Below are 19,177 nucleotides of genomic sequence, written 5' to 3' on the forward strand. Positions count from 1 at the left end.
CAACATCGCCTTAGTACGTGTTGCAAATCAAAATTCTAGCGCGAGATGTTGGGCACCGATTTGTTGCTCTAGCTCATAAAGCAGATCATCTTCAGGCGTTACATACCAGTCTGTCGCCGCCTGGTAGCTGGCACTCACATCAGGGCGTTGATAATCAAATAGTAGTGGACATGTGCCACCACGATACGCTTCTAAGGTCTTTACTAGACGCTTGAAGCCGGCACCCTCGAGGTGCTCTGGACGCAGTCGCAGCCGCAACCCTTTCGCATACTGCTCACGCATACCGGTAATTGTCATCACTTCTCGAGCGGTCATTGTATTGCCCCCCGAGTAATCATCAAAGCTGACCTCTCCTTTTATGACCAAAATTCTGTCTTTGGCTAAAAGTTCTTCATATCTTTCGTAATCTTGGGCGAAAAAGCGTACATCAAAACGGGCTGATTTGTCATCCATGGTGACGATGGCCCATCGAGCCCCCTTTTTGTTCACCATAACGCGCATATCAATCACCAAACCGGCAATCGTGGTCATCTGATCTCGACCCGTTGGCCGCACGTCAGCTAAATTACATGGCACATAGTTACGCAGCTCTTTACGATAACGGTTGATAGGGTGACCTGTTAAGTATAGTCCAAGGGTTTCCCGTTCGCCGTCAAGCCAAATAGCCTCAGGCCACTCAGCCACTTGCTCGAACTCGTGCTCAATGGTATCCGTGTCGGCGGCGGTTGTTAACACACCGAATAAGTCAGACTGACCAATGGCTTCAGCACGTGCGTGCTGCTCGGCTTGGCGCATGGCTTTTTGTAAGGTTGCCATCAACGACGCACGGTGCGGACCAAGCGAATCCATGGCGCCAGCACGAATGAGCTTTTCAATAACCCGTCGATTTAATCGCTTTAGATCGACACGACAGCAAAAATCAAATAGATCAGTAAATGCCCCACCTTCACTACGAGCACTTAGAATTGCCTCAATAGGCGCCTCGCCGACCCCTTTGATCGCACCGATACCATAGACGACATCGCCTTGCCCATCGACGGTGAATTTATACTGACCGACGTTGACGTCTGGCGGGAGTAGTTTCAAACCTAACTGGTCGCACTCATCAACAAGGGTGACAATTTTATCGGTATTGTCCATATCAGCCGACATAACCGCCGCCATAAACTCTGCGGGGTAGTGGGTTTTCATCCACAATGTTTGGTACGACACCAGTGCATAGGCCGCCGAGTGTGATTTGTTGAACCCATAACCGGCAAACTTCTCTACCAAGTCGAAGATTTTCATGGCTAAGTCTGGGTCGATACCCGTTTGCTTTGCACCATCAGCGAAAACCGCCCGCTGCTTGGCCATTTCTTCTGGTTTTTTCTTACCCATTGCACGGCGCAACAAGTCAGCGCCGCCCAGTGAATAGCCTGCCAATACCTGAGCAATTTGCATCACCTGCTCTTGGTAGAGAATAACGCCATAGGTGGGCTCAAGAATGGGTTTCAACCATTCGTGTTGGTAGCTCTTATCAGGGTAGGAGATCGGCTCACGCCCATGCTTTCGATCAATAAAGTTATCGACCATCCCCGATTGCAGAGGGCCTGGCCGGAACAATGCAACCAAGGCAATAATATCTTCGAAGCTGTCTGGTAAAAGCTTTTTAATTAGCTGCTTCATGCCACTCGATTCAAGCTGGAACACCGCGGTGGTCTGCGCTTTTTTCAGCAACTTAAAGCAGGCTGGATCCGCAAGTGGAATCTTTTCGATATTGATCGCCGATTCGCCGCGTGTCTCGCGCTTAGCATTCACCATGTCGAGCGCCCACTGAATAATAGTGAGCGTGCGTAAACCCAAGAAATCGAACTTAACGAGACCCGCAGCTTCGACATCATTTTTATCAAACTGCGTGACCGGCTGCTTACCTTCTTCATCACAATAAAGCGGCGAAAAGTCAGTGATTTTCTCGGGCGCAATGACCACCCCGCCCGCATGCTTACCGGCATTACGGGTAACGCCTTCTAATATACGTGCCATGTCAATAAGGTCACGTACGTCTTCGTCTTGCTCGTAAACCTCAACCAGTCTCGGTTCAACCTCAAACGCTTTGGCCAAGGTCATACCTGGATCACCTGGAACTAACTTAGTGATTTTATCGACAAAGCCGTAAGGGTGACCTAACACGCGACCCACATCTCGTATCGACGCTTTTGCAGCCATGGTGCCAAAAGTAATGATTTGCGATACCGCTTCACGACCATAAAGCTCGGCCACGTGATCAATAACTTCATCACGGCGATCCATACAGAAGTCGATGTCAAAGTCGGGCATCGACACCCGCTCGGGGTTAAGAAATCGTTCGAAAAGTAAATCTAACTCGAGCGGGTCTAGATCAGTGATTTTTAATGCGTAGGCAACTAAAGAGCCCGCACCAGAACCTCGCCCCGGCCCCACCGGAATACCGTTATCCTTCGACCATTGAATAAATTCCATAACGATCAAGAAGTAACCTGGGAAGCCCATTTGGTTAATCACTTGAAGTTCAATGGCAAGGCGTTCGTCATACTCCTTGCGCTTTTCAGCACGCTCTTGGGGATCCGCAAATAACTGCGCTAACCGCTCTTCCAGACCCTCTTCAGATTTTTTCACCAAGAAATCGCCGGGTGTCATGCCTCCGGTCGGAAACTCTGGCAATACATATTCATCAAGGGTTATTGTGACATTGCAACGCTTGGCAATTTCAACCGTATTGGCCAAAGCCTCGGGGATATCGGCAAACAACTCAGCCATTTCTTCTGGGCTTTTTAAATATTGCTCTGCACTGTACTTTTTCGGCCGACGTTTATCGTCAAGCGTGTAACTATCGGCGACCGCGACGCGCACTTCATGCGCGTGAAAGTTCTCTTGCTTTAGGAACACGACTTCGTTGGTAGCGACCACCGGCACATTTTCTGCCGCAGCTAAGGCCACCGCGGCATGAAGATAATCGTCTTCTTGCGGCCGCCCGGTACGAAGTAATTCTAGATAAAAACGATCAGGAAAATGCTGCTGATAAAACGCCAGCAATTGCCGCGCTTCTGCCTCACGGTTTTGCAGTAACTTTCGCCCGACATCACCTTCACGGCCACCACTCAACAATAATAAACCTTCCGCATGCTCTGCTAACCATTCTTTATTCACACAAGGCCGGCCTGCGCGATGTCCCGCTAAATAACCTCGGCTGATGAGTTGCGTGAGTTGCTGGTAGCCATCATTTGTCATGGCTAACGCAGTCAAACGAAACGGCATTTCTTGGCTATCGCTTGCCCAGCCTTCAGGAAGCACCCACAGGTCACAGCCAACAATCGGCTTCAAGCCTTTTGCATGAGTGGTGCGATAAAACCTTACTAACCCACACATATTCATTTGATCGGTGACCGCAATGGCGGGCATGCCTTTAGCAGCGGTGGTTTCACAAATCGGACCCACTTTCGCCAAGCCATCGATCATGGAGAAATCGCTATGAACACGTAAGTGAATAAACTGTGGTGCTGAATTCTGGACTGATTCTGTCATGCGTCTGCTGTCATTATCCCATGGTATTCCAATCAGCATCTATTGTGCCGTAAGCGTGGCGTTATGTCATGCCTGATTGTGGGCGAGCATAAAATACTGCCCGTGTATTCAAGCGCTCGTTTTTACGTCGAACGCAAGCTTAGTTGAGACCGACGCAGTGGTTCTTTACGTGACCCATTTAAGTTAGTGTGCTTAAAATAAAACTAACAACTAACCATTGATTGGAGTTTTGTATGCTTAAGTCAGCGTGTTTCTACCCACTTGCCGCGCTACCATTGCTCATGGCAAGCAACCTAAGCCTTGCCGCTGAGGAAACTGATACCACGCTAGCAGCCTATGCCGCTGGCTACGTCGCTGGCTTTACCTGCAGTGCGACATTTAATGGTAACAAAGATGCAGCAGCGATACGCGAGTATGAATTAGGTGGCATCTATCCACTCATTGCCGAACGTGTCGCACAACTTGAAGCTGAGGTGAATTCTGAACAACGATGGGTACGGGTGAACTACGATAACGGTAAGCGTTCACGCTATTCGGTTTGGCGACCAAAGCTCGGCTGCGTCGACTTACCCGTCGGTGCCTCGCTTGATAACTTTCCCCACGTGGCCAACCCTTTTGCTGGAGACAAGGCCGCGCAGCAAGACCATGGTGGACCTTGGCAGGAGCAGCCAACGCCACTCAAACCAAGTCAGCAAAGCGCTCTCGCTAACGTTGTCGATCGCGCTTTTAGTAAACATTATGGTCGTGGTGCTCGTACCTCAGCAGTACTCATTGCAACCCCTGAACACCTACTAGCCGAACGTTACTTAGAAGGCATGACGCCCGCAACAGCACAACGCACTTGGTCTGTTGCCAAAAGTATTGGGGCAAGTGTGATCGGTGCTGCTGTACAACAGTTGCTGATTGAAGTCGACGAACCGGCAGCATTAGAGAACTGGTCTCACCCTGCTGACCCACGTGCTGCCATAAGCCTCGAAAATCTGTTACATATGGCGTCAGGCCTCGACAGCAACGCTGCGGGAAATCGTACCGACCGAGTCTATATGGGCGGCGGTTTGGTCAGTGACACAGCAACCGAAAGCGCACTTGAAGTGGCGCCAGGAACCCGCTGGAAGTATGCCAATAACGATACTTTACTAGCGCTACGTACATTGCGGGAACGCTTTGCAACACTTGATGCGTACTTGCGCTTTCCCTTTGAGTCCCTACTCGACAAGCTTGGAATGCAGCACACCTATTTGGAAACCGATTGGCAAGGCGACTTTATTCTATCGTCACAGGTATGGACTACCGCACGTGATTTGGCTCGGCTCGGCGTACTGCACCTGAATAATGGTCGTTGGCAGGGCGAGCAACTCTTACCAACCAATTGGCTCAACTACATTAGCACACCAGCAGCAGCCCAACCGCCAGAGGGCGCTCCTGGCTACGGTGCCCAATGGTGGCTTTACAATGAACGTTTTCCTGAGCTGCCCAATGACACCATCGCTGCTCGCGGCAACCGTGGTCAATTTTTAGTTATTATCCCTAGCCGTAACTTAGTTATCGTTCGTCGCGGCTATGATCTAGCGGGTGAGCCCGGTTTTAATGAGCATGACTTCACGCGCGATATACTCAAAGCGCTCGACAGTGCTTCTCAACTTTAATCACAAGGACGTCAAAATGACACAAGACTCAGCTTTAAAGGAACTTAAACATGACATGCTTAAATCCTTCCAACGCAAGCAGCGCGATACTTGGTCGACCGGTTTGTCTCTACGTGTACACCGTGCGTTAAGCTGGCTCTATAGAGCCGAACAAGAGCGTGACCAAGATGATCTCGATGCCGAGTTTCTGTTTCTCTGGATTGGCTTCAACGCAGCTTATGCAAGTGAATACACCCATGAGTCTCGAGTCTCGCAACGTGACGCTTACGCCGCTTTTTTCGAGCGCATCGTTGACTACGACGAACACCAGCACTTGTACAATCTGATCTGGCAGCACTATCCTAATAAAATTCGTACCCTAATGAATAATCCATACGTCTACCAACCATTTTGGGACAGTGCCTCTGGCCGAATTGAAGCCGATGCTTGGAAAGAGTCATTCGAATCCGCCAAGCGAGCAGCTCATCGTGCGTTGGCCGAGCGAGATGTGGTCACGAGTTTAAGTATCATCATGGATCGTCTTTACACATTGCGAAACCAACTCGTGCATGGCGGTGCCACCTGGAATGGTCAACTCAACCGTGAACAACTACGTGATGCCACTGGTCTTCTTGGTCACTTACTGCCGTTAATTATTCAACTGATGATGTTCCATGGCAGTGAGCATTGGGGGGATGCCGCTTATTTCACCGAGGAACAACGATGAGAAAACCACTCGTTATTTTTATTCATGGCTTTGGCTCAAATGGCTTTGGTAGTAAAGCTCAAGCGACGCGAGACTACTGCCACGCCCATGATATCCGCTTTATCGCACCCTCATTGTCACACATACCGGCGCTTGCGCTGCAGACTTTAGAGGAATTGATCGAGCAACTACAACTCGCTGCCAATAGTTACCAAGTGTGCCTAATGGGGTCGTCACTAGGTGGCTTTTATGCACAAACGATGGCCCTCAAGTACCGGTTGCCGCTGGTGTTAATCAATCCGTCGATGCATGCGGGAGCGTCGCTAAAACGTGCCCTTGGAACCGCTATTAACTATTTCGACGAGAGCCCTTACGAGTGGCGCGAAAGTTATGTTGCAACACTCCAGGCGATCGAGCCTAGCTACCCATTAGACCTTGATAACAGTCGATGCTGGTTAATGGTACAAACCGGCGATGAGTTACTCGACTATAGGGAAGCCGTTGCTGCCCTGCCGAACGCCAAACACACTATCGAGCAGGGTGGCGACCATGGCTTTCAAGGCTTTGGCAATCATCTCAGCGCTATTATGGCGTTCTTTCAGGCAGCCACGAATAGATAATCGCCCATAAAAAAACCGCGAGCTGTTCACTCGCGGTTTTTGTCTTTCCTGCGTTTAACCTCATTGATTATAGGTTTTGCAACGCTTCATTCAATGTCGCTGACGGACGCATCGCGTTTGAAACTAACTCGCCATTTGGCTGATAGTAACCACCGATTTCGACGCTATTACCTTGCACGCCATTCAATTCATCGACAATCTTGGCTTCATTTTCGCTCATGAAGCTCGCCAATTTCGTCATCCGTGCCGCCAAGTCGGTATCGTCAGTTTGCGCTGCGAGCGCTTCAGCCCAATAGAAACCAAGGTAGAAATGACTTCCTCGGTTATCAATCTGTCCTAGCTTACGGGCTGGTGACTTGTCATTTTCCAAGAACTTAGCTGTCGCTTTATCAAGCGCGTCAGCCAGAATCTGTGCACGCTGATTATCCGTGCGCTGTGACAAGTGCTCCAACGACGCTGCTAAGGCAAGGAATTCACCAAGTGAGTCCCAGCGCAGATAGTTTTCCGCTACGAACTGTTGCACATGTTTCGGTGCTGAGCCGCCAGCGCCCGTTTCGAATAAACCACCACCGTTCATCAATGGCACAATTGAGAGCATTTTTGCTGACGTGCCAAGCTCAAGAATCGGGAACAAGTCGGTTAGGTAGTCACGTAATACGTTACCGGTTACCGAGATAGTATCTTGGCCCGCTTTCATACGTTGCAAGGTATGACGCGTTGCTTCCACTGGTGCCATGATTTGAATATCGAGACCATCAGTGTCGTGGTCTTCAAGGTAGCTGGTCACTTTCTTGATCAGTTCGGCATCATGCGCACGATTCGCGTCCAACCAGAACACCGCAGGCATGCCACTTAAACGTGAACGGTTTACAGCAAGCTTCACCCAATCGCGAATAGGCGCGTCTTTAACTTGGCACATACGCCAAATGTCACCTTTTGCTACGTCGTGTGAGAACACTTCTTCGCCTGCTTGGTTTAACACTTTGATGGTTCCGTCAGCTGGAGCTTCAAAGGTTTTATCATGCGAACCGTATTCTTCCGCTTTTTGCGCCATTAAACCAACGTTCGGGCATGTACCCATGGTTGCTGGGTCAAACGCACCATTTTCACGGCAGAAAGTAATTGTTTCTTCGTAAACACCTGCATAGCAGCGATCTGGAATCATCGCGCGGGTATCTTGACGCTCATCATTCAGATTCCACATTTTTCCTGAATCACGAATCATCGCTGGCATCGAGGCATCGATAATAACGTCGCTCGGTACATGCAGGTTGGTAATACCTTTGTGTGAGTTGACCATCGCTAAGTCAGGTTGCTCGTCGTAAACAGCCTGGATATCTGCTTCAACCGCAGCTCGTTGGTCGGCAGGTAGTTCAGCAATTTTAGCTAGCACATCGCCAAAGCCATTGGTCGCGTCAACACCTAACTGGTTGAACAGGTCAGCATGCTTATCAAAGACAGACTTAAAGAAGACTCTTACCGCGTGACCGAACATAATAGGGTCAGAAACCTTCATCATGGTCGCTTTTAGGTGTAGCGACAGTAATACGCCCTCTTCCTTCGCTTTGGCTGTTTCGCGCGCGAAGAACGCTTGCAGCTTCGCCACATCCATGCGTGCAGCATCGACGACTTCGCCCGCTAACACTTTAACTGATTCTTTTAATACGGTTTGACCCGCTGGCGTGTTCAATACAATCTTTAGATCATCTGCATTCGCGAAGGTCGTTGATTGTTCGCTTCCATAGAAGTCACCTTCGTCCATATGGGCTACACGGGTCTTTGAGTCTTTGCTCCAAGCACCCATGCGATGTGGGTGTTTTTTCGCATAGTTCTTAACGGAGGCTGGTGCACGGCGGTCCGAGTTACCTTCGCGCAGTACAGGGTTTACCGCAGAACCTTTCACCTTGTCATAGCGCGATTTGATGTCACGCTCTTCATCGGTTGCTGGGTCAAACGGGTAATCTGGTAATTTGTAACCTTGCTCTTGCAACTCTTTGATGCAAGCAATCAACTGCGGGATTGAGGCACTAATATTTGGCAACTTGATGATATTTGCTTCTGGCGTTTTAGCCAACTCACCAAGCTCTGCAAGTGCATCATTGATACGCTGCTCTTCTGTCAAATACTCCGGGAACAGTGCAATAACACGACCAGCCAAAGAAATGTCACGCGTTTCCACCGACACTCCTGCAGCTTCTGTGAATGCACGAATAATCGGTAACAATGAATAGGTTGCCAAGCGCGGCGCTTCATCCGTTTCGGTATAAATAATCTTTGAGCTATCAATCGCCATAGTCGTTCCTTACTAGGTTCTGAAAGGATTGTAAAAGTGGCGCGAAGTATAGCAAGTATGGGCAATATAGACCAGTAAGCGAAACTTAAATTTGATTATTCACAATGTTTATTATGGCTACCTAAATTGACATCAAGCCTGCGACTATCTATTAGTTATACCGGTCAAAAAAACAACAACAAGGAAACTATCATGCTCTTACGTTGGTTAAAAATACTCTTAGTTTTTAGCATGGGGTTGATGTGCCTTTTCTATGCGCTACAAAATTTGGTCAACCTCGATTCCGCTTACGCAGTTGTAAGCACGGTCACCAGAATGGAAAATCATTCCTATTATCCATCAACCTTTGGCTTTGCACTGACTAGCGAACCTCTTATTTGGTTGGCCACGGCATTCATCGTTTGTTTCGAGCTGCTCGCCGGAATAGTCTTTGTATTTGCCGCATGGCATTTACTAAAAAAGCGAAAAGCGCCACAGAAAGAGTTTCAAAGTGCCAAATACCTTACACATGTAGGTACAGCGATCGCTTTATTAATTTGGTTTGGTTTATTTCAAACACTTGGTGGTGCATTTTTTCAAATGTGGCAAACCGAGCTAGGCGATGCATCTTTCGATGGCTCCTTTGCCTATTTAGCCTCGATTGCACTGGTAACCTTGTTCGTAAACCTTGTCGAGCCGACTAACTAGAACGCTGCAGCAGCTATTAAAAAACCCGCTATGGCAACTAAACCATAGCGGGTTTTCTCATGGTCTATCAAACTTAGTCGATAGTCGGTGCAGTTAAACCACGACGTTCTAGTAGTGCTTCAACGGTCGGTTTTTGACCACGGAAGTCGATGTACTGTTGCATCGGATCTTTACTGTTACCTTTTGACAAAATTGCATCACGGAACGCTTGACCGTTTTCGAGCGTCAAACCGCCATTTTGCTGTACGTATTTAAAGGCGTCAGCAGCCAGAACTTCAGACCACATGTAGGCGTAATAACCTGCAGAATAACCACCGGCAAACACGTGTGCGAAGAACGTCGAACGGTAACGAGGTGGAACCGCTTCAACGTCGACGCCATTGCGTACCAGCGCAGCTTGTTCGAATTGCGAAACATCTTCGATATTAGCTGCTGCTTCAGGGGTCAGGGTATGGTACTCAAGATCAAGTAATGCTGCCGCAATGTACTCAAGTGTGTCATAGCCCATGTTGAAGTTTTTAGCGGCCATCACTTTATCGAGTAGCTGTTGTGGAATCTGTTCACCGGTTTCGTGATGTTTAGCCATGTTGGCGATCACTTTCGGGTTTAGCGTCCAGTCTTCTTGGAACGTTGAAGGGAACTCAACATAGTCACGTGAAACTGAAGTACCAGCCAGTGACGGGTACATTACGTCTGAAAACATACCGTGTAGCGCATGGCCCATTTCATGGAACATTGTGCTTACTTCGTCGAAGCTTAGCAGTGTTGGTTCGCCGTCAGCAGCTTTGCTGATGTTCATGTTATTCAGAATAACTGGCTTTTTGTCCATCAGGTGCGACTGAGAAACAAACGAGCTCATCCAAGCCCCTCCGCGCTTACCGTCACGCGTAAACCAGTCACCGTAGAACAAGCCAAGGCTTTCGCCATCAACATCTTTCACTTCGTAGACATTGATATCATCAGCGTACGTTGGAATATCGTCACGCTTCTCAAAAGTAATACCGAACAATTGATTCATTGCGAAGAACACACCGTCTTCAACAACGCGGTTGAATTCGAAGTATTGCTTTACTTCGTTTGAATCGAGGGCATACTTCTCGGCGCGTACTTTTTCTGCATAAAACGCCCAATCCCATGGCTTAACTTCGAAGTCACCGCCTTCAGCATCAATAACTTTTTGAATTTCAGCCATTTCACCTTCAACGTTACTGACTACTGCCGGAACAAGATCTCGTAACATTTGCTGAGCAGCATCAGGCGCTGATGCCATGCTTTGCTCGAGTACATAAGCACCCCAGCTTTCATAACCTAATAACTGTGCTTTTTCGGCACGTAATTCGGTTAGCTTTTGTACGAGTGGGCGGTTATCAGTTGCTGTATTGCCAGTTCCACGAAGTGCTGATGCCTTCCAAACTTGCTCACGTAGCTCACGATTTTCAAGTGATGATAAAATTGGCTGACGGGTGGTGTTCGTTACCGTAATAACATATTTTCCAGCCATATCTTTCGCTTCAGCAGTTTGTGCTAAGCGGGCAATTTGCGACTCACTTAATCCAGCGAGCTCTGCTTTATCGTCGACAACGACCATATTTTCATCAACGAGTGCCATCAGGTTGTTACGAAATTCAGTCGTAACAGAAGACATTTCTGAGTTGATTTCACGGATCCGTGACTTTTCGTCTTCGGTGAGTTCAGCACCAGCGCGAACGAATCCTTTATAGGTGTCTTCAACTAAACGCAATGCTTCGCCTTCAAGCTGATCACGGCTATCGTAGACCGCTTTAACGCGTGCAAATAAGTCCGCATTTAGGTTGATGTTGTCGCTGTGTGCGGCAAACTTAGGTGCCATTTTCACTTGTAAAGCGCGGAAATCGTCGTTACCAGCAGAACCGGCGACATTACCAAATACCGAGCCAACACGGCTCAATAGTTGACCCGATTTTTCCATCGCCACGATGGTATTTTCAAATGTCGCAGGCTCTGGGTTCGTCGCAATTTCTTTAATCTCTTTAGCATGGGCTTCCATACCAGCAAGCAACGCCGGCTCGTAATGAGCGAACTCTATCTTCGTAAAGTCTGGCGCGAAGTAAGGCAAGGTGCTAGCGGCATAAAATGGGTTACTTTGATTAAACTCATTGGCAGTCGCTTTTTCTGTTGTGCTCTGTTGCGTCTGTTCTGCCGCTTGTTCTGTCGTTTGTTGTGCTGCTTCTTTATCCGCACACCCGGCAACAGCTAATGTTGCACCGATAGCTACGGCGATGATGCTTTTACGCATTGAAAGTTCTCCCTGGTGATTCGTCGAACTGCTACCTTAGCAGAACGAGCTTATAATGAACGCTCATTAATGTACCGCTTGGGAACACAGCACTCAAGAGCTTTTCATAGCGGGAAATAGACAACTCAGCGGATTCAGGCAGATTCAGACAAGGGCAAGCAGAAATTTAGTCAAACGAATGCACACAACGGCGCTAGGGCGTACCATTACGTTAGGGCTTATACCAAGGGATAACTTCAACGGAAACTACTGGGGAGTAGCAATGAAATGGCGGAGCGGACGGGACTCGAACCCGCGACCTCCGGCGTGACAGGCCGGCATTCTAACCAACTGAACTACCGCTCCGCAGCGGTTTCAAAACTAAGGGAAGTGGCGGAGCGGACGGGACTCGAACCCGCGACCTCCGGCGTGACAGGCCGGCATTCTAACCAACTGAACTACCGCTCCAACTTCCTGCTTCAGGCTTTCCCGATTGGGTCCCCCTGAATGCGGAGCGAATATTACGAGGGCGGTCGTCAGTCGTCAACCTTTTTTTTGAAGTTTTGTCTCGTTTGCCTGAAAAACAATCAAATCCACCTATTTAGGCATATTTAGCTGTTCACCTGAGGATCGCAATTGCACTCAACTTCAGGTAATCTTCTGGCAGCATATGTTCATCAACAAAGGTAAGACTGCGCCATGCGCCAAATCGTATTAGATACTGAAACCACAGGTCTAGACCCCGCCCGCGGACACCGAATTATTGAAATTGGTGCGGTCGAGCTCATTGGCCGCAAGCTAACCGGCAATACCTTTCATGTTTACATTAATCCGCAGCGCGTGGTCGAGCAAGAAGCCATTGAAGTACACGGAATTACCAATGAGTTTTTACAAGACAAACCGGTATTTGCGCAAATTGCGGATGAGTTCTTAGACTTCATTAAAGGCGGTGAATTAGTGATTCATAACGCCCCCTTTGATGTTGGCTTTATGGATCATGAGTTTTCCCTGCTACGCGGTAACTTTGGCCGTACTCGCGACTACTGTAGCGTGCTTGATACGCTATTGCTGGCCCGAGAAATGCGCCCTGGACAAAAAAATAACCTTGATGCCTTATGTCGAGCCTTTGGCATCGATAACTCCAACCGAACCTTTCACGGCGCATTGTTAGATGCTGAACTTTTGGCTGACGTTTACCTAGGCATGACAGGTGGGCAAACCAAGCTTGAATTAGCGAGCCAAAAACAAAGCAACCAACACAATGGCCAACGGGTCGACTGGAATCGAGTGGAAAACAAGCCACAATTGAAGATTATTCGTGCCTCGGCCGATGAAGAAGCAGCCCACCAACAGCGCCTCGAAATGATTGAGGCTCCACTTTGGCAGCAATCATGAAACATGTTCATATTTATACCGATGGCTCGTGTTTAGGCAACCCCGGTCCTGGGGGCTACGGAGCCGTTATTGAATACGGCGAGCACCACAAAGAAATGGCGGCGGGATACCAGCTCACCACCAACAATAGAATGGAAATGCTTGCTGCAATTAAAGCGCTAGAGGCTTTAAAACAGCCCTGCAAAGTGACGCTCACTTCCGATAGCCAATACCTAAAACAAGGCATCCAAAGCTGGATTCATAACTGGAAACGCAATGGTTGGCGTACGTCAAATCGCAAGCAAGTTAAAAACGCAGACTTATGGCAGGCGCTCGATAGTGTTGCGCAGCGCCATGAGATTCAATGGGAATGGGTGAAAGGCCATGCTGGACACCCTCAAAACGAACGCTGTGACGAATTAGCTCGGCAAGCAGCCAGTGGCTCGAAGTTGCATCAAGACACCGGCTACCAAGCAGACTAGCAGTTACTCTCCCGTAACCTGCGGGTATTTACGCTCTTCCCATGCTTGCATACCGCCATCAACTGAGACAACCTTGTTGAAGCCCATGCGTTGTAGCGACTCAGCAGACAACGCTGAGCGGCCGCCAGTACGGCAAATTAAGTACAGCGGCTGTTCCGCGATGCGTTCAAGCGCATCGTCGTAGCCAGCAACATCAGGATGTTGATTAAGTTGCATTTCTAACACACCCCGCGGCATGTTCACTGCTTGACGAATGTGACCGGCAGCATATTCACCAGGTTCCCGGACATCGATCACCCGAGCTCCCTCTGCAACCTTTTGATGTAGCGTATCAATATCGATTTCTTCAACGTTTGCTTTTGCTTTCGCACATAATTGTTGTGGTGTTAACATTAGTACTCCTTTGTTCGCGTTTGGTTCGCCAAGGGGGCCGCTTGCAAATTTGGCCGTAATTGACGCTGCTTTTGGCGTCCAGTTACTAACGTTAACGGAAACTCCCGCTTTTTAGCAACTACTAAATAAAGTGAACCACATTGCGGAACACGTTTATAAACCGACTCTATCCCTTTTTGCAAAAGCCCCCACTTGCGCGTCAGTAAAGTCGGCGCAAAGTACTCTTCAACCGTAATTTCGAAATTCAACAATGTTAGCCAGTCGAGTACCCTCGCCTTACTAAAATAACGGCCTGACCATGGATAACAGTTGAGGTTTGCGGGCCAGGCTCCAGTAAGAATACTCGGGCTATACGGGTTAAAGCCTACATAAATAAGTTTGCCGTCGGCAATTAAGCTATGACTCAACTCTCGTAATACTTGGTGGGGATCTTGCTCAAATTCAAGTTGTCCGGCCATTAAAATGGCGTCTAAACTTGCCTCGGCAAATGGCCACTGAGTGCTTAATGCATGTACTTGGACCTGTGCATGGTGATGCTCGGCAACTGCGAATTGATGGGAAATCGCAAAGTTTGGCAAATTAAGTTCAGCCGAAAGTGCGCCCACCCGAGCAAAATGATAGCCATAGAGCCGCTCGCAATAACCTTCAATACGAGTCTCGACTTGGTGTTTTAACCACTCGCCACAAGCAATTTGATGCCAATGCTTAGGAGCTTTTACTTGTTTTTCACGAAATGCAGGTTTTAACATGAGCGCTGCTCACCTGTATACTGTTCGCATAGCAATGCAAAATGAATAGGTCAATGATGCTTATAACTCCGATCAGTGCTTTTGATGATAACTATATTTGGGCCATACAGCCAGTCGCTGGTGCACCAGCGGTTATCGTTGATCCCGGCGATCACCGGCCGGTGCTTGCGTGGCTTGAGCAACAGGACATCGAATTAGCAAGCATTTTAATTACCCACCACCACTGGGACCACACCGATGGGGTTTTACCATTACTCGAACACTTTAAGGTTCCTGTTTATGGCCCTCGTAACCCCGTCATTAAGGGGCTATCGACACAACTGGCCGATGGCGATAGCTTTATTCCAGAAGGGCTTGAACAAAGGTTTACAGTGATTGAAACTCCCGGCCACACACTCGATCATATTAGCTTTTACACACCTGGCTTGTTATTTTGTGGCGATACGTTGTTTAGTGCAGGCTGTGGGCGCATGTTTGAAGGTACGGCACCACAATTTTTGGCTTCTTTACGTAAGCTAGCCGAACTTCCAGCGTCAACCGCCGTCTACTGTACTCATGAATATACCGCCGCTAACTTGCGTTTTGCGGCTGCCGCTGAACCTGATAACCCGTCGATTCAAAAGGCTCAGCAGGAAGTTTCGAATTGGCGACGGGACCATAAACCCTCACTTCCATCAAGCATTGCACGTGAGTTGAGCATTAATCCATTTTTACATGCCCGCAATGCAGAAGAATTTGCCCAATTAAGGCAGTGGAAAGATAAATTTTAAACTCGTACACTGCTTTCTCTAAGAAGTATTGGTGACGAAAGAAAAGGAAAAAGGCTTAATGAAACATTGGCTAGTGCTGACTATCGGCGCTGTCGTTTTAACTGGGTGTCAATCAACCCCGACAGAGCGTCAGACAACAAAAACAATAACTCAGCAACCAGAACCAGCTAAAAGCACCAAAGAAGACACGACCAGCACCTCACCGGAGCTTATCGAAACGCCGGTTTTGCTTGCCAAGGAAACTGCAGTAGAGCAGCTACCGCCGCAGCAAGAAACCGACCTTTGGCAACGTGTCCGTCGTCAGCTTCAGTTTGAGATTCCTGATAATCCGCGACTGATTGCACAACGTAATTATTACTTGAAGCACCCGGCTTATATGGATCGCGTGGCAAAACGCGCTGCGCCTTTTATGCATTTGATTGTTGATGAAATCGAACGCCGTGGGCTGCCACTAGAGCTTGCGTTGCTGCCGATCGTCGAAAGTGCCTTTGACCCCTTTGCCTATTCCCACGGCCAAGCTGCTGGCGTCTGGCAGTTTATTCCAGGTACGGCACGACAATACGGGCTTGACATTAACTGGTGGTACGACGGTCGAAGAGATGTTTATGCTGCAACCCACGCGGCCCTTGATTACCTTACTGATCTCAATAGCCGTTTTGACAACTGGCTGCATGCATTGGCGGCATATAATTCAGGCGGTGGCCGAGTTTCATCTGCTATTCGAAAGAATAAGCGGGCCGGAAAACCAACTGATTTTTGGTCCCTCGACTTGCCACGAGAAACACGCGCTTATGTGCCAAAACTATTGGCCCTCGCTGATATTTTGAAACAACAAGACCACTATCAAGTCAGCTGGTTGCCGATAGCAAATGAATCCTACTTGGAAATGGTGGAAACTGACTCACAAATTGATCTCGCCCTTGCAGCTGAGAAGTCCGGACTCGAGCTTGATCAGTTACACCACTACAACTCTGGTTATAATCGTTGGGCGACGGATCCTGAGGGGCCTCACCGCCTATGGCTACCCGTTGAGCATGCCCAGCAATTAAAGCAATGGCTTAGCGCAGCACAGAGCGACGACTTGGTACGCTGGACACGACATCAAGTAAAGTCAGGAGAAAGCTTGAGCGTGATCGCTAAAAACTATCACACCTCAACTCAGGCGATCCAACAAGCAAACTCGCTTCGTGGCCACCTAATTCGTGCGGGCGACTATCTGTTGATCCCCACAGCTTCACAGGCGTTGGATGATTATAATTTATCAGCAGGTCAACGCTTGACGACAACTCAATCGCAACAACGTGGAACTTATAAAATTAGTCATGAAATTGTGCGTGGCGATACATTTTGGGACTTAAGCCGTAAGTACAATGTGAATTTACGTCAATTAGCAAAATGGAATGGTATGGCACCAACCGACCCGTTACGGCCTGGCAAAGAGTTAGTGGTGTGGTTAAAGGACGATGCACAGGCAGCCCGAGGTATCACTCGCAGTATTCACTATCGTGTGCGCAGCGGCGATTCTCTGGCACGTATTTCGCAAAAGTTTAATGTCTCAATTCAGGACATCGAGAAGTGGAACCAGATCCGCCGTAGTTCTTATCTGCAACCTGGTCAACGCCTAAAATTGCTCGTCGACGTGACCAGATTGGGATCTGAATCTTAAGCTTCAATCAGCTGTAAAAGCTCATCTTCGCTGAGCACTGTGACCCCCAGTTGCTCAGCTTTAGTGAGTTTTGAGCCGGCATTATCGCCGGCAATTACCGCAGTTGTCTTCTTCGAAACACTGCCACTGACTTTAGCACCTCGTGCTTGCAACGCTTGTTTCGCTTCATCGCGCGTCATTTTTGTGAGGGTTCCCGTCAGCACATAGGTATGTCCATCTAAGGTCGCTTCGCTGACACTCAACGCTTCTACATCAGGCCAGTTCACGCCGAGCTCAAGCAGTTGCTCAACCACCTCTTGGTTATGTTGCTCACGGAAAAACTGGTAAATGTGACTTGCAACCACCGTGCCAACATCGTTGACTTGCTCAAGAGCCTCTTTACTTGCATTTTGAATAGCCGTTAGCGAAGTAAAATGATTGGCAAGGTTGGCCGCCGTTGCCTCACCGACCTCACGAATACCCAACGCATAAAGAAAACGCGCTAAGGTTGTCTGACGACTGGCAGCAATGGCCGCAACAATATTCTCCGCTGACTTTTCACCCATGCGCGGTAACATAGCAAGCTCTCGTGCCTGCAATCGATAAAGGTCAGCGGGCGACTTAAGCCACTCGCGTTCCACCAATAGTTCCACCAACTTATCGCCCAGCCCGTCGATGTCCATCGCTTTTCGTGACGCGAAGTGCTTTAACGCTTCTTTGCGCTGAGCGGCGCAGATAAGGCCCCCCGTACAGCGCGCAACAGCTTCATCTTCCACCCGTTCGACATGTGAGCCACAAATCGGACAACTCGCTGGGAAAGTGATATTAACGGCCTCCGCGGGCCGTCTGTCTGTTACGACACTGACCACTTGGGGAATCACGTCACCCGCACGACGAATGACCACGGTATCGCCGATTTTTATATCCAAGCGCGCAATTTCATCGGCGTTGTGTAAGGTCGCATTGGAAACTGTAACGCCGGCAACTGCCACTGGCTCAAGTCGTGCAACCGGGGTAATCGCACCTGTTCTTCCCACTTGAAAATCAACGCCATTGATCACCGTCATTTCTTCTTGTGCTGGAAACTTCCAAGCAATAGCCCAACGCGGTGCCCGCGACACAAACCCGAGATCTTGCTGTTGCTTGATTGCATCAACTTTCAGCACAATACCATCAATTTCGTAGCGTAATTCAGCACGCCTTTGCATAATGTCCTGGTAGTAATCGACACAACCTTGTGCGTCATTTACCAGTTTTACTTCGGCGCTAATCGGCAGGCCCCATTGTTGTAGTTGGTGCAAGCGTTGATAATGAGAATTTGCCAGTTCAACATCATCGCTCACCACGCCCATGCTGTAGGCATAAAAATGTAAGGGCCGTTGGGCGGTCACTCGAGAGTCTAACTGACGCAGGCTTCCTGCCGCAGCATTGCGCGGGTTGGCAAACGTTTTTTCACCTCGCGCCAGCGCTTTCGCATTGTAATCATCAAATGCCTGCACCGGCATAAATACTTCACCACGAACTTCCACCCGCTGCGGGTAATCGCCTTGTAATTGCAGCGGTACATTACGAATGGTACGGGCGTTTGCGGTAATTCCCTCGCCGGTCTGGCCATCGCCTCGAGTTGCCGCTTGCACCAGTTGGCCGTTCTCATAAAGTAAACTTACCGCCGCACCGTCAAGCTTTGGCTCACAGCAAAACGCCACCGCGGATGCCGTATCTAAGCGCTCACGAAGTCGCGTAGCAAAAGCTTCAAACTCGCTCTGTTCAAAGGCGTTGTCGAGCGACAACATAGGCATTTCATGAGCCACAGGTTGAAACGCCGATACCGGCCGGCTGCCAACTTTTTGCGTTGGTGAATACGGCGATTGAAGTTCAGGGTTGTCGTTTTCAAGCTGCTGTAACTGCCGAAACAAGCGGTCATATTCCGCATCTGGAACCGATGGTTCATCTAATTCGTAATATTCTTGGTTATAACGAGTGATAAGCGCGCGTAGCTGTTCTACGCGCTGTTGAGGATCTGTTTTGGACATAGCGTT

Annotated in this window: 14 protein-coding genes and 2 tRNA genes; 8 read left to right on the forward strand and 8 right to left on the reverse strand. The window is 48.8% G+C overall.

The features are described 5' to 3' along the window. Positions 1–27 precede the first annotated feature (27 nt). Entirely contained in the window at positions 28–3,540 is a 3,513-nt protein-coding gene (gene dnaE / locus PSI9734_RS04415; RefSeq protein WP_173919876.1) for a DNA polymerase III subunit alpha, read from the reverse strand. A gap of 233 nt (positions 3,541–3,773) precedes the next feature. Between dnaE and PSI9734_RS04420 the strand changes: the two genes are divergently transcribed. Genes PSI9734_RS04420 through PSI9734_RS04430 form a run of 3 tightly spaced genes read left to right on the forward strand, consistent with a single transcriptional unit; the run spans position 3,774 to position 6,491 of the window. Then, on the forward strand, positions 3,774–5,186 hold the full coding sequence (locus PSI9734_RS04420) for a serine hydrolase domain-containing protein (RefSeq protein ID WP_173919877.1): 1,413 nt from the start codon (positions 3,774–3,776) through the stop codon (positions 5,184–5,186). A 16-nt stretch (positions 5,187–5,202) separates the two neighbouring features. Further along, complete coding sequence (locus PSI9734_RS04425; RefSeq protein WP_173919878.1) at positions 5,203–5,892, forward strand: HEPN domain-containing protein; 690 nt, start codon at positions 5,203–5,205, stop codon at positions 5,890–5,892. Beyond that, positions 5,889–6,491, forward strand: a complete 603-nt coding sequence (locus PSI9734_RS04430) for a YqiA/YcfP family alpha/beta fold hydrolase (RefSeq protein ID WP_173919879.1) — start codon at positions 5,889–5,891, stop codon at positions 6,489–6,491. The genes PSI9734_RS04425 and PSI9734_RS04430 overlap by 4 nt, the downstream gene beginning before the upstream one ends. Positions 6,492–6,558: 67 nt before the next feature. On the opposite strand, the gene PSI9734_RS04435 is transcribed toward PSI9734_RS04430, so the two are convergent. Then, the gene (locus PSI9734_RS04435) at positions 6,559–8,784 is read right to left on the reverse strand and encodes an NADP-dependent isocitrate dehydrogenase (protein WP_173919880.1); all 2,226 of its coding nucleotides are present in this window, start codon (positions 8,782–8,784) and stop codon (positions 6,559–6,561) included. 192 nt (positions 8,785–8,976) lie between these two features. Here PSI9734_RS04435 and PSI9734_RS04440 point away from each other — a divergent pair, with 192 nt between their 5' ends. Next, a complete protein-coding gene (locus tag PSI9734_RS04440; RefSeq protein ID WP_173919881.1) occupies positions 8,977–9,471 on the forward strand; it encodes a DUF2165 family protein in 495 nt (164 codons plus the stop codon). Positions 9,472–9,544: 73 nt separating this feature from the next. Here PSI9734_RS04440 and PSI9734_RS04445 read toward each other — a convergent pair whose 3' ends face one another. The 3 genes from PSI9734_RS04445 to PSI9734_RS04455 form a co-directional block, all read right to left on the reverse strand. Beyond that, entirely contained in the window at positions 9,545–11,746 is a 2,202-nt protein-coding gene (locus tag PSI9734_RS04445; RefSeq protein WP_173919882.1) for a M3 family metallopeptidase, read from the reverse strand. Positions 11,747–12,014: 268 nt separating this feature from the next. Then, a tRNA-Asp gene (locus tag PSI9734_RS04450) sits at positions 12,015–12,091 on the reverse strand. 25 nt (positions 12,092–12,116) lie between these two features. Continuing rightward, a tRNA-Asp gene (locus PSI9734_RS04455) sits at positions 12,117–12,193 on the reverse strand. A 231-nt stretch (positions 12,194–12,424) separates the two neighbouring features. On the opposite strand from PSI9734_RS04455, the gene dnaQ reads away from it, so the two are divergent. Then, complete coding sequence (gene dnaQ / locus PSI9734_RS04460) at positions 12,425–13,120, forward strand: DNA polymerase III subunit epsilon (protein ID WP_173919883.1); 696 nt, start codon at positions 12,425–12,427, stop codon at positions 13,118–13,120. Then, positions 13,117–13,581 (forward strand): ribonuclease HI, encoded by a 465-nt coding sequence (rnhA, locus tag PSI9734_RS04465; protein WP_173919884.1) that lies wholly within the window; start codon positions 13,117–13,119, stop codon positions 13,579–13,581. The genes dnaQ and rnhA overlap by 4 nt, the downstream gene beginning before the upstream one ends. A 3-nt stretch (positions 13,582–13,584) precedes the next feature. On the opposite strand, the gene PSI9734_RS04470 is transcribed toward rnhA, so the two are convergent. Continuing rightward, positions 13,585–13,974 carry a rhodanese-like domain-containing protein gene (locus PSI9734_RS04470; RefSeq protein WP_173919885.1) on the reverse strand — a complete coding sequence of 130 codons (390 nt, stop codon included), beginning with the start codon at positions 13,972–13,974 and terminating at the stop codon, positions 13,585–13,587. Next, positions 13,974–14,723, reverse strand: coding sequence for a methyltransferase domain-containing protein (locus PSI9734_RS04475; protein ID WP_173919886.1), 750 nt, complete (start codon positions 14,721–14,723; stop codon positions 13,974–13,976). Before PSI9734_RS04475 ends, PSI9734_RS04470 begins: the two co-directional genes overlap by 1 nt. A gap of 56 nt (positions 14,724–14,779) precedes the next feature. On the opposite strand from PSI9734_RS04475, the gene gloB reads away from it, so the two are divergent. Together gloB and PSI9734_RS04485 are read left to right on the forward strand one after the other, a co-directional pair. After that, positions 14,780–15,493: a hydroxyacylglutathione hydrolase gene (gloB, locus tag PSI9734_RS04480; RefSeq protein WP_173919989.1), complete on the forward strand. Its 714-nt coding sequence runs from the start codon at positions 14,780–14,782 to the stop codon at positions 15,491–15,493. A gap of 58 nt (positions 15,494–15,551) precedes the next feature. Continuing rightward, positions 15,552–17,159: a lytic transglycosylase gene (locus PSI9734_RS04485; protein ID WP_173919887.1), complete on the forward strand. Its 1,608-nt coding sequence runs from the start codon at positions 15,552–15,554 to the stop codon at positions 17,157–17,159. Here the strand turns inward: PSI9734_RS04485 and ligA are convergent. Further along, positions 17,156–19,171, reverse strand: a complete 2,016-nt coding sequence (ligA, locus tag PSI9734_RS04490) for an NAD-dependent DNA ligase LigA (protein ID WP_173919888.1) — start codon at positions 19,169–19,171, stop codon at positions 17,156–17,158. The two genes, PSI9734_RS04485 and ligA, sit on opposite strands and share 4 nt — an antisense overlap. Positions 19,172–19,177: the final 6 nt, after the last annotated feature.

It is taken from the genome of Pseudidiomarina piscicola (assembly GCF_902806985.1).
In the GTDB taxonomy this organism is placed as follows: Bacteria; Pseudomonadota; Gammaproteobacteria; order Enterobacterales; family Alteromonadaceae; genus Pseudidiomarina; species Pseudidiomarina piscicola.